The sequence below is a fragment of the Methylobacterium sp. 1030 genome (assembly GCF_040544715.1).
GTDB lineage: Bacteria > Pseudomonadota > Alphaproteobacteria > Rhizobiales > Beijerinckiaceae > Methylobacterium.
In genome coordinates this window covers 1-11,158 of sequence record NZ_JBEPKM010000045.1, presented here as the reverse complement: position 1 = coordinate 11,158, position 11,158 = coordinate 1, and the positions used below count along the sequence as shown (strand labels likewise).

The 11,158-nt window shown below is 65.7% G+C and carries 7 protein-coding genes and 5 pseudogenes; 5 read left to right on the top strand and 7 right to left on the bottom strand.

Going from position 1 to position 11,158, the window contains the following annotated elements:
- The 4 genes and pseudogenes from ABIC30_RS31245 to ABIC30_RS31230 form a co-directional block, all read right to left on the bottom strand.
- The coding region (locus ABIC30_RS31245) for an isocitrate/isopropylmalate family dehydrogenase (RefSeq protein WP_354456788.1) at positions 1-713 on the bottom strand (713 nt) is incomplete at its 3' end.
- A 52-nt stretch (positions 714-765) separates the two neighbouring features.
- Positions 766-1,341: pseudogene (locus ABIC30_RS31240) on the bottom strand (MFS transporter); the annotation flags it as partial.
- 3 nt (positions 1,342-1,344) lie between these two features.
- A protein-coding gene (locus ABIC30_RS31235) for an IS5 family transposase (RefSeq protein ID WP_354456787.1) occupies positions 1,345-2,111 on the bottom strand; the annotation gives its coding sequence in 2 pieces (ribosomal slippage) (positions 1,345-1,796 and positions 1,796-2,111; 768 coding nt in all).
- Between the two features lie 66 nt (positions 2,112-2,177).
- Positions 2,178-2,909 (bottom strand): annotated as a pseudogene (locus ABIC30_RS31230) (MFS transporter); the annotation flags it as partial.
- 213 nt (positions 2,910-3,122) lie between these two features.
- Here ABIC30_RS31230 and ABIC30_RS31225 point away from each other — a divergent pair.
- Both ABIC30_RS31225 and ABIC30_RS31220 read left to right on the top strand, forming a co-directional pair.
- Positions 3,123-3,776 (top strand): GntR family transcriptional regulator, encoded by a 654-nt coding sequence (locus ABIC30_RS31225; protein WP_354456786.1) that lies wholly within the window; start codon positions 3,123-3,125, stop codon positions 3,774-3,776.
- Positions 3,777-4,088: 312 nt separating this feature from the next.
- Positions 4,089-4,373, top strand: a pseudogene (locus tag ABIC30_RS31220) (IS110 family transposase); the annotation flags it as partial.
- Between the two features lie 63 nt (positions 4,374-4,436).
- Here the strand turns inward: ABIC30_RS31220 and ABIC30_RS31215 are convergent.
- A pseudogene (locus tag ABIC30_RS31215) lies at positions 4,437-5,670 on the bottom strand (IS256 family transposase).
- 124 nt (positions 5,671-5,794) lie between these two features.
- Between ABIC30_RS31215 and ABIC30_RS31210 the strand changes: the two are divergent.
- Positions 5,795-6,346: pseudogene (locus ABIC30_RS31210) on the top strand (IS110 family RNA-guided transposase); the annotation flags it as partial.
- 434 nt (positions 6,347-6,780) lie between these two features.
- Here ABIC30_RS31210 and ABIC30_RS31205 read toward each other — a convergent pair.
- Both ABIC30_RS31205 and ABIC30_RS31200 read right to left on the bottom strand, forming a co-directional pair.
- A complete protein-coding gene (locus ABIC30_RS31205) occupies positions 6,781-7,785 on the bottom strand; it encodes a DUF2891 domain-containing protein (RefSeq protein ID WP_354456785.1) in 1,005 nt (334 codons plus the stop codon).
- A gap of 102 nt (positions 7,786-7,887) precedes the next feature.
- A complete protein-coding gene (locus ABIC30_RS31200) occupies positions 7,888-9,054 on the bottom strand; it encodes an MFS transporter (protein WP_354456784.1) in 1,167 nt (388 codons plus the stop codon).
- 94 nt (positions 9,055-9,148) lie between these two features.
- Here ABIC30_RS31200 and ABIC30_RS31195 point away from each other — a divergent pair, with 94 nt between their 5' ends.
- On the top strand, positions 9,149-10,135 hold the full coding sequence (locus tag ABIC30_RS31195) for a LysR family transcriptional regulator (RefSeq protein ID WP_354456783.1): 987 nt from the start codon (positions 9,149-9,151) through the stop codon (positions 10,133-10,135).
- Between the two features lie 253 nt (positions 10,136-10,388).
- Positions 10,389-11,012: a class I SAM-dependent methyltransferase gene (locus tag ABIC30_RS31190; protein WP_354456782.1), complete on the top strand. Its 624-nt coding sequence runs from the start codon at positions 10,389-10,391 to the stop codon at positions 11,010-11,012.
- The last annotated feature ends 146 nt before the right edge of the window (positions 11,013-11,158 follow it).

The window sequence follows — 11,158 nt, the reverse complement described above, 5'->3', positions numbered from 1 at the left end:
GTGTCCAGGGTCTCGGGCTTCATCGTCATGCGCATGGTCATGGCATCGACCAGCATCTTGTCCCAGGTCACGTCCGGGAAGTCCTGGGCGACCTCCGCGGCGATCTCGTCCCACATCACCATGGCGTGGCGCTGGGCGTTGGACTTGGTGACGACCGTGAGCAGCTTGCGTGGGCGGGACTGGGCCAACTTGAACGCGTAGCGGATGATCCGGTCGACGCCCGTGCGGGTCATCATCGACACGTCGGTGGCGACCTCGTTGGGATGGCCCTGGTGGACCCTGCCGCCGACGCCGGCATACTCGCCCTCGGAGTTCTCACGCACGATCACCCAGTTCAGCTCCGGACCGGAGACGTGCCGCAGCGGGCTGGTGATGCCCGGGAGGATGCGGGTTGGGCGGACGTTGGCGTACTGGTCGAAGGGCTGGCAGATGTTGAGCCGCAGGCCCCACAGGGTGATGTGATCCGGGACGTCGGGGGCACCCACTGCGCCGAAGAAGATCGCGTCGTGGTCCTTGATCTGCTCGCGACCGTCGGCCGGCATCATCACGCCGTGCTTCTTGTAGTAGTCCGAGCCCCAGTCGAAATGGTCGAACCGGAAGGCGAAGGAGCCGGTCTTCTCGGCCAGCGCATTGAGCGCCTCGATGCCGGCGGCGATCACCTCGACGCCGATGCCGTCGGCGGGGATGGCGGCGATCTTGTAGGTCTTCGACATGACAGGTCTCCGTGTTGAAGAGGACGCTGGGAGTTGGGGAACCAGGGAAACGTCAGTGCGCGACGGCGTCAGCGGCTTCGGATCGGCGCCCTGAGCGGGCGACGACCAGGGTGAGGACAGCCGAGAGGACGAGCAGGCCGGCTACGAACGCGAGCCCGGCGGTGAAGCCGCCGGTCTGGTCCTTGAGCCAGCCGATCGCCCAAGGTCCGGCGAAGCCACCGAGATTGCCGATGGAGTTGATCGTGGCGATGCCCACCGCCGCCGCCTGACCCGAAAGGAATATGGTCGGCATGGCCCACAGGGGCGGCTTGGCCGAACTGATCCCGACGTTGACGAGGGTGAGCGCGGCGACGACGGCAAACGCCGAGGCTGCGCCGCCGGCCAGCATTAGGCCGACCGCCGCGACGAGACAGGCGATGACGACGTGCCACTTGCGCTCGCCGGTCTTATCCGAGTGCCGCGCCCACAGGATCATCGCGATGATCGCGATCGTCGGCGGCACGCCGTTGAGGAAGCCGACCGCCAGGGTGGACAGGCCGAAGCTCTTGATGATCTGCGGGGCCCAGATGCCGAGCGTGTAGAGCCCAGCAGAGGTCCCGAAGTAGATCAGCGCTAGGGCTAGGGCCTGTCGTCACCTGAGGTGATCGAGGGCTGCAGCGAGGCAGAGGACGCCGCTGAAGCTGGCGGCAGTCTTCTCGTAGCGCGTTGCAACGGCTCGCCACTCCTTGAGCCTTGCCCAGAGCCGTTCGACGATGTTGCGGTTGGTGTAGATCCAAGTCGGGCAGCGCGCAGGAGCCTCGTTGCGCTTGGACGGGATAGCGGGCTTTGCCCCGGCGTCCCGGACGTGTTGCCGGAAGCGGTGACTGGAGTAGCCACGATCCGCGACGACCCATCGCGGAACGCTCGGCAGTTGCTCGAGCAAGGGCAGCGCGTGCGGCAGTTCATGGGCCTGCCCCGGTGCGATCCGGAAGGCGATCGCGCGGCCTGCGCCGTCGGCGATCACGCAGGCCTTGGACCCATACCCGCCACGCGATCGGCCAAGAGCCTCACGATCATCTCGCTCGGCTGCAGATCCCCCCTTTTGGCGGCACCTGCGGCCTTCTGATGCGCACGCATGTTGGTGCCGTCGAGGAACACCATGCCCAGCTGAACGCCGCGCTCCTGCACGAGAGCAAGCAGACGCTCCCACACCCCAGCGCGCGACCACCGGATGAAGATCTGCGCCGCACGCCACCACGGCCCCATCTCGTGCGGGATTGCACGCCACTTGGCGCCGTTCTGATGTCGCCACAGGATTGCTGAGAGCGTGCGTCGTAGGTCTTGCGGCGGTGTCTTCGCCTTCGGCCGACACGCCTCAACCAGCGGCTCCAGAACAGCCCATTGCGCGTCGCTCAGCATCGTCCCTCCTCACGTCGAGGGCACAAAACGCGTGCTATGCCAGATGGTTCAGGCGACGACAGACCCTAGCACCCGGATGTCGGCCATACCGGCCAGGATACCGTGCTTGGCGGCGACCTTCTTGCGGGCATGCTCACCATTCATCTCGGCGACCAGCCACGCGCGCTGATCGTCGGGCAGCCACTTCGCCTTCTCGGGCCGGTCGGTCATGTAGAAGAGGACGACGACGCCGAGGATGACGGCGGGGATCGCCTCGATGATGAACATCCACTGCCAGCCGTGCAGGCCGAGGATGCCCTCCATCTCCAGGAGCGCGCTGGAGAGCGGCGATCCGATGACAACCGAGATCGGTGCCGCGGCCATGAACAGCGAGACGACGCCGGCCCGATAACGGGTGGGGAACCAGTAGGTCAGGTAGAGGATGATGCCGGGGAAGAATCCCGCCTCCGCCGCGCCGAGCAGGAAGCGCAGGGCGTAGAAGCTATACTCGTCCTGGACGAAGGCGAAGGCCCCGGAGATCATTCCCCACGTGATCATCACGCGGGCGATCCAGATCCGAGCGCCGACCTTGTCGAGGACAATGTTCGAAGGCACCTCGAACAGAAAATATCCGAAGAAGAATATGCCAGCTCCGAAACCGAATACGGCGGAGCTAAAACCGAGATCCTTGTTCATCGTGAGTGCCGCGAACCCGATGTTCACGCGGTCGATGAAGGCAATGAAGTAGAGAAGACAGACAAAGGGGACCAGTCGCCACATCACGCGGCGCATGGTCGCTTTCTCAAGCGACGTATCGATCGTTTCCTCCGGCAGCCGAACATGTGTTGATCTGCGTATGTCAACTTGCATGCAAGACGGCATCAATAGCGCCTGATTCGACCCTTCTGTCAATCTCGTATTGCAGCTTGCATGGAAGATGGTACGAATGACACTGTTCAGGAGAGATAGATGGCCCGCGGCCCGTCAGCCAGAAAGCACGAGTAAACTGAGGGGTCTGAACGACAGCCTTCAATGGTCGATGCCGCCTACGCGGCTCTCAAAAAGGCGATTCTGGAGTCGAGTTTTGCCCCCGGCTACCACGCCTCCGAGCAGGAGATTGCTCTTCGTCTCGGCATGAGCCGCACGCCAGTGCACGAAGCGGTGATACGTCTCCAGGAAGATGGACTGGTCCGGGTTCTGTCCCGACGTGGTGTCTTGATCTGTGCCCTCGCTCTCGAGGACATGCGCGAGATTTACGACGTCATCATCGCCGTCGAAGGGCGTGCGGCCGAGTTGCTCGCGTCGCTTCCCGACGCCGAGCGCGGATCGGTTGCCGCCGAACTCGCCAGCGAAACTGAGGCCATGGCGCGGGCTTGGAAGGACAGTGATCTGCCCGCCTGGGGCCAGGCCGACGCCCGCTTCCACCGGGCGCTCGTGGAGCGAGCGAGAAACGGACGGATGACCCGAATCGTCCAGACCATCAATGACCAGTCACATCGCGCACGCATGCTCACGCTTAAGCTCCGCCGCGAACTTGGGTCGTCGGTAGCCGAACACCGAGCGGTCATTAAAGCCATACAGCGCGGAGAGCCAGCGGAGGCTCAAATCCACATTCATGACCACCGGCTTCGCGCACGGGACGAGCTTCTACCAATTCTAGAAAGCTTTGGGCTCACGCATCTATAGACGTATCGCCTCAGATCGTCACGATTATGCACTTCGCGAGCACGTGAACTTTTTTGAGCACTGCTTGATCGCTGTTTCATCCGCTTCACAGCTCAATAGAAAAAGCCGAGCTAGCTGATTTAAACCCAATTCAGTCGTTCATCCGAGCCCATGAATACGGCCGAATCTGGACGAAAGCTGATAGCCAGCTCCAGAGACTGTCGGCCGGAAAAGCAGATGGGGTGGATGGCTCCCGCTCCGACTGACGGCATCTCGATGCCAAGATGAGGTTGCTGTCAAAGCAGCAGCCACGCTCATGCAGGAGCCATCCCCATGGAGATCACCACCGTCGGCATCGATCTGGCCAAAAGCATCTTTCAGGTTCACGCCGTCGATGCAGCTGGGCACGTCGTCGTTCGTAAGGCCTTGAGGCGGGCGCAGGTCGTGCCGTTCTTCGCCAAGCCGCCGCGCTGCCTGGTCGGCATGGAGGCGTGCGGCACGGCGCATCACTGGGCCCGGAAACTCATAAAGCTCGGCCATGACGTGCGGCTGATGCCGCCGGCTTACGTGAAGCCGTACGTCAAGCGCGGCAAGACCGATGCGAACGATGCCGCCAGCCAGCAGCCAGGTCGCGTCCGTCAATGAGGTGGACTTTCGGGGTGGAATCGGAGCGGCCATCGGTCAGGCGGCCTGCGATGGAAGGGTGATGGTCTCGTCGCTCGGCGTCGGCGCGAGGCCGGCCATGCCCTCGACCTGCATATAGCGATGCTGGAGCTGCCACTCGTCGTCAGCCTCCAACAGCACCGCACCGATCAGCCGCTGGATCGAGTCCGTATTCGGGAAGATACCAACGACATCGGCGCGCCGCTTGATCTCCTTGTTGAGGCGTTCAAGCGGGTTCGTCGAATGTAACTTCGTTCGATGCTGGAGCGGAAAGGTGAGGTAAGCGAGCACATCCTCACTCGTGCTTTCGATGAAGCCCTTCCGATGAAGCCCTTCAGCTTCGGCCAGCGATTGTGGAGTTGCTCGGCCAGATGCTGGAGCGCGGCGCGGGCCGCGACCCGATCCGGCTGCTGGAAGGCGTGGCGCAGGCCGGCCGCAACCATGGTCTGCTGCGCCCGCGGCACGTAGGCCAGCGCGTTCCGGGTCCAGTGAACGCGGCACCTTTGCCACGTCGCCTTCAACACGCGGCGGATGGCGGCCTTCAGGCCCTCGTGGGCGTCGGAGACGACGAGTTGCACGCCCGCGAGGCCGCGCTTGACTAGGCTGCGCAGGAAATCGGTCCAGAACACCTCGGCCTCGGACGGGCCGATATGCAGGCCGACGATCTCCCGCCGGCCCTCCGTGTCCACCGCCACCGCCACTATGGCGGCGACCGAGACGATCCGCCCGCCCTCGCGCACCTTCAGGTAGGTGGCGTCGAGCCAGAGATACGGCCATGCGCCCGACAGCGGGCGCGTCAGGAAGGCGTTCACGCGCTCGTCGATGTCCTTGCACAGCTTCGACACCGACGACTTCGAGATGCCCGACAGGCCCATGGCTTGGACCAGATCGTCCACCCGGCGCGTCGAGACGCCGGCGATCCACGCCTCCTGGATCACCGCCACCAGCGCCTTCTCGACCGTCTTCCGCGGCTCCAGGAAGCCGGGGAAATAGCTGCCGGTGCGCAGCTTCGGGATCTTCAGGTTGAGCGAGCCCAGCCGGGTGTCGAGGCTGCGCTCGCGATGGCCGTTGCGGTAGGTGCTGCGCTCGCCCGACCGCTCGTAGCGCCCGGCCCCGATCAGCCCGTCCACGTCGGCCCGTCCACGTCGGCCTCAATCAGGATCTGCAGGACCGTCTCGGCGATCGAGCGCAGGAAGTTGCCGTCATCGGCCTTCTGCAGCGCCGCGATCAGTGCCACTCTGTCGTCGGTCATCGGGGCTACCTCGGCTCGGGTTGAAGTCCGCAAACTCCACCTTAGCCGCCGGCCCCGATGGCCACCCCAATCCCCACCCAAACGGGCCCGGAAATTACACCTCGTCCAAGGACGCTACCCCGCAGCCATCTGTGAGGCGGTCACGCGCCCGAGCATGCGCTTCGTGCCGGTGAAGTCGACCGAGCAGCAGGCGGCGCTGGCGCTGCACCGGACGCGCGACCTGCTGGTCAAGCAACGCACGCAGCTGGTGAACATGATCCGCGGCCTGCTCGCCGAGTTCGGGATCGAGATGGCGCGGGGCCTGCGGCACGCGCTCGAACTGGCGGCCCGGCTCTCGGCCGGAGACGCGGCCGAGGTGCCGCCGCTCGCCCAGCGCGTGGTGACCGGGCTGGCCGATCAGATCGGTGCCTTGCAGATCCAGCTCACCCGACTGGAGAAGGAGTTGCTGGCCTGGCATCGGGACAGCGACCTGTCGCAGCGGCTTGCGACGATCCCGGGTGTCGGCATCGTCTCGGCAACCGCGTTGGCCGCCTCGGTGAGCAAGCCCGAACGCTTCCGCTCCGGTCGGCAGTTCGCGGCCTCGTTGGGCCTGACACCGCTGCAGAACTGCAGTGGCGGCAAGGAGCGCCTGGGCCGGATCTCACGCATGGGCGACCGCTACCTGCGCCGGCTGCTGGAACAAGCATATGCTACCAAGTAGCTACTAGCTATTTCACAGATCGCCGATAGCTACCGCTAGAATGTCGAGTTAGGACGACATCGGTGCGCTGCGAACTGCACCGCACAGACAGCGCCTCGACGCGCTCCAGAGCCAGAGCAAGGCCGACAGCTCAGGTTCGAGCGAGGTCCCGGAACGAAGCTCGTCCGAGGTGAAATACTCGATCATGCAGCAGTGCTCGAACAGAGCAATCGGTCTAATGGTAGCTACCAAATAACTCTATGTTTCAGATAGCTACCAGTTAGCCAAAGTGCGTGTAGGACGAATGCTGCAGCAAGAGACATCCCACCTATGGCGGCGGTCCAGCTTCCGATACCGCTCTACGTCGTTCGAGATCGTGCGGTGCCGGCTCCAATGCGGACGCTCACCACCGTGCGTATCGAGGCCGATGATCAGGCTTCCATGGCGAGGACGGCAAAGCTCGAAAGCCAATGCTCGCCCATGTAGTCCGTGGTCAGGTGAGGCAGACTGACGTCGAGATGGCTTTCGGCCGCGTCCAGCATGACGGCGCGGCGGGGATCCTCCGGCGGCAGTCCACGGGCCAGGGCCCGGAAGCACCACGCCCGGCTCAGGTTCAGGCCGTCGAGGTGCGCAATCTTGCCGTCGCTGCGATCGGTCGCGCGGGCGGGCGCGAACAGCGTCGCGGGGCGGCGGAGCGCGAGGTGCGGCAGGAACCGGTCGAACCAGAGCAGGAAGCGCTCCCGCTGCAGGAGGCGCCGCATGCACTCAGCCTCGATCAGAGCGGAGGACTGGAAGTCGTCGCCGCCCGGCTCGCCCCAGGCCGGGCAATCGACATCATCGCGGTACCATGTCTCGGCCGTCGCGATCAGGAGCGCGGTCAGGGCCGCGTCGCCTGCACCCTCCGCGTAGTCGGCGGCCATCCGCAGACCGAAGGCCGTGTTGAAGTGGGTGCCCACCCGAACCGGATAGGGCGCGATCGGCAGGAAGTCCCGGAACCGCTGCGCGATGATCCCGGCGAGGGGCGCGAGCGCGCGGGACCACCGGGCGTCCGGCAGATGGGCGAGCGCGTCGGCGAGCTTCAGGAGCCAGGCCCAGCCGTAGGGGCGCTTGAACCCGCGCGCGGTCGGAGCGGCGAGATAGGCGCACTCCCTGGCGATCTTCTCGGGCACGAGTTGCCGATCGAACAGGGCGCGAATGGCCTGCGCCTGCGTACCGTCGGGGAAGCGTCGGAGCACGTGCGCCAGGAGCCAGTACCCATGGACGCACGAGTGCCAGTCGTAGCTGCCGTAGAAGACCGGATGGAGGAAGGACGGCGTGCGGGCGTCCTCGGGTCCCGCCAGCACGTGGTCCGGCTTGTTGGGATACTCGCGGGTGACGTGCCCGAGGGTGACGGCGGCAAAGCGGGCGGCGATCTCGGGGGTCAGGGGGTGAGGCATGACGGATGACCAGGGGGTGGGACGGGAAACGATAAAGCTGCCGGGGCATCGCGTCCTGGAAGCTTCGAGATCGATGCTGCGAGTGCGGCTGCCGGAGTTGCGTCACGCGCGAGACGCAACGCGCGGGCGCCTGGATCTCGACAGGAGTGGCAGGGTGGCCAGCAGCGCCGCGCCCGCACCGAACGCGAAGGGGGCCGCCTCCGACGTGCCGGCGATGACGCCGCCGAGCGGGCCGCCAACGGCGAGGCCGAGGTCCCAGGCGGACGTCACGGCTCCCAGCGCCGCGCCGCGCTCGCGCGGGTGGGCGGCCTGCGTCACGAGGCTCGCGAGGCACGGGTACAGCATGGCGAGGCCGGCACCCGTCAGCGCCGTGCAGGCGAAGGCCGGCGCCGCCGTGCGCGCGAGAGCCAGCCCCGCCAGCCCCGCCGCTTCGACGCAGAAGGCGACCACGAGTACGCGCCGAGCCCCGAAATGATCGACCGCCGGGCTGCCGAGAAAGCGGGTGGTCATGAAGGCGATGCCGAATGCGGCAAGGGCGAAATCCTGCCCCGCGAGATGCAGGGCCGCGAAGCGCGGGACGAGGAACGCGGCCACGACGCCGTACCCGACGCTGGCGAAGACGTTCGCCGCGCCCGGCCGCCACGCCGCGCGCGGCAGGAGGGCGCGGCGGATGCCCGGATCGGCAACCGGCCGTGCCTTCATCGGCGGCGTTCGCGCGATCAGGGCGAACGCCAATGCCGGGAACAGGCTCGCGGCGATCCAGACGGAGCGATAGGTGCCGATCGTGAGGAGGGCGGCCCCGAGCACCGGACCGGCAGCCAGTCCGGTCCACATCGAGAGCCCGAAATGACCGGCGATCTCCCCCCGGCGCATCGGGTCCGCTTGATCCAGGACCCAGCCGATCGAGGCGGTGAACAGGGCGCCTTCGCCGGCGCCGAGGACGAGACGGGCGAGCACGAGAGCCGGCAGCGTGGTGGCGAGCAGGTGCCCGAGGCCGCCGGCTAGGCCGAGGATCGCGCCGGCCATGACGACACCGCGTCCGCCATGCTGGTCGGCGAGCCGGCCGGCCACGGGTCGGGCGATCATGGTGGCGAGCGAGCCGACCGTGACCGCCATGCCGGCCGTGACGGCGCCTGCTCCCAGGCGCTCATGCGCGTAGGCCGGCATGACCTGGATCGTCATGCCGATCGCGGCGTAGCCGAGAAAACAGGCGGCCCAGAGCGGCCAGTAGGGGGCCGGCGCCGGAGCGGGATGGGTGGCGGGAAGCATGAATCAACGAAGCCGCATGTCGGGCAGCGACTTTATGCGCACTTCATGATATGACTCAAATCAGTTGTCATCAGCATAAATATGCGGACATCGCATGAACATACGCGATCTCGAAGCCTTCTTGGCCGTGGTGGAAACCGGCTCGATCGTTGCCGCATCCGGACGCCTTCATCTGACGCAGCCCGGTGTGAGCCGACGCGTCCAGGCGCTGGAGGCCCTGCTCCGCACGACGCTCCTCGACCGGCAGTCGAAACCCCTCAAGCCGACGCCGGCCGGTCGGGAGGCCTACGAACACGGACGACGCATGCTGCGGGCGTTCGAGGATCTCAGGGCTGCCCTCGCGCCGGACGGGGTCGTGCGCGGGGAATTGCGGGTCGGAGTCACCCCTTATGTGTCGGAGATCGCGCTGACCCCGGCACTCGACCGGCTCCGCGGCGCCTTCCCCGAGCTTACCCTGCGGGTCACGACGGGATGGCCGGATCAGCTCGTGGCGCAGCTTCGTCGGGGCGAGATCGACGTGGCGGCCTACTGCCTGCCAGCGGGTCTCGATGCGCCCGACGATCTCGAAGGGGCTGCACTCGATCTCCAGCCCCTGCTGGTCGTGGCACCCCGGGACCTGCAGCTGCCGTCGCCCGCGACCTTGCAGGACCTCGCGCGCTATCCCTGGCTGATCAATCAGGACGGCTGTGGGTTCCGCAGCGTTCTGCGACGCCGCTTCGAACAGGAGCGCCTGCCCTTCCACATCGGGGTCGAAGCGCTGAGTTCGGATCTGCGCCTCTCCCTCGTCGCGCGCGGCGTCGGGATCAGCCTGGCGACCCGCGCGGCCATCGAGGGCAGCCCCGCGCGTGCTCAACTCCGGATCGTGCCTGTGCGAGACTTCGAGCCGCGGGTCCGGGCCTGGATCGCCCATCGGCCGCCGGCAGGACGGCTGGCCGGGCCAATCGGCTGTCTCCGGGAGGCACTGGCGGCTGCCTTCGAGCCGTCCGACATGGATGAGGCGGATGGTGCTCCGAAATCGACATCGGGTGATCTCGGACGATGTAGAGGGGCGCAAGCAACCGAGAACGTCGGTACTCTTTGAGTATGCCAAAATCGCGCCGCGCTTGAGCTGGTTCGATATCTCAGATCCCGCCATCCGAGGGGACCCTACCGCGCATAACCGTCCATAACGAACCGCTTAAGGGTGCGCCCTATCGGCTGGGTTGGGTGGATTTCCGCAGGTCTGCTTTCGGGCAGCAATAGATGCAAGCGGACATCGCCTCCGTGTCGGCTCATGACCCATTGCAAAGAAACACATTCCCTGCCCAAGAGACGCATCTGACCGAGGCAAGCTGATGAACGACGTTGCGGTGAGCGGGACGCAAGGCTATGCCGAAGAAGCCGATAATCTTGTTATCCAATATGAGAGTATAAGCTTCGAGGACGTTCATGGTGGATCGTTGCAGTGCTTCCCGAGCCCCCCCGCGAACTTACTAGACATCGGGGCTGGCACCGGCCGGGATGCTGCTGGTTTCGCTGCATTGGGCTATCGTGTCACGGCCGTCGAGCCGACTGCCGAGCTTCGGAACCACGCGATGAAGCTCCACCCGTCGAGCGACATCGAGTGGATCGATGATGGGCTCCCGGATCTGGAGCACATCTCCCAGCGGAACGAGCGTTATCACGTCGTGATGCTAACGGCGGTCTGGATGCACCTCGATGAGGGGCAGCGACGTCGAGCCATGCCGCGGGTCTGCGCCCTAATCCATCCCGGAGGATCGATGATGTTGTCGTTGCGGCACGGGCCAGTTCCGGTAGGGCGACGCATGTTCGAGGTGACGGCAGAGGAAACAATCTCGTTGGCGTCAGAAAGTGGGATGGTCTGCGTTCAACGCCTGGAGGGGGATAATGCCCTCCTCGGGCGGCCCGGCGTCACCTGGGATCATCTTACCTTCCGCAAGGAACAGCCCTCAGGCTGAACCTACGTCTGCTTCCAACCCGGAGCAGCCGTCCTGAATGTCTGCCTCTGAGCACGCTAACTCTGGTATCCGATGCCGACGCCGCCGCCGCGCTTTCGCCATTAGGTCCGAGACCGCATCGCCGCAGAGTGGAGGATAGCCCTTGA

Excerpts from the sequence above, each read along its gene's own strand:
- ABIC30_RS31225 (WP_354456786.1), top strand. The coding sequence starts at position 3,123 with ATGGTCGATGCCGCCTACGCGGCTCTCAAAAAGGCGATTCTGGAGTCG.
- ABIC30_RS31205 (WP_354456785.1), bottom strand. The coding sequence starts at position 7,785 with ATGCCTCACCCCCTGACCCCCGAGATCGCCGCCCGCTTTGCCGCCGTC.
- ABIC30_RS31200 (WP_354456784.1), bottom strand. The coding sequence starts at position 9,054 with ATGCTTCCCGCCACCCATCCCGCTCCGGCGCCGGCCCCCTACTGGCCG.
- ABIC30_RS31195 (WP_354456783.1), top strand. The coding sequence starts at position 9,149 with ATGAACATACGCGATCTCGAAGCCTTCTTGGCCGTGGTGGAAACCGGC.
- ABIC30_RS31190 (WP_354456782.1), top strand. The coding sequence starts at position 10,389 with ATGAACGACGTTGCGGTGAGCGGGACGCAAGGCTATGCCGAAGAAGCC.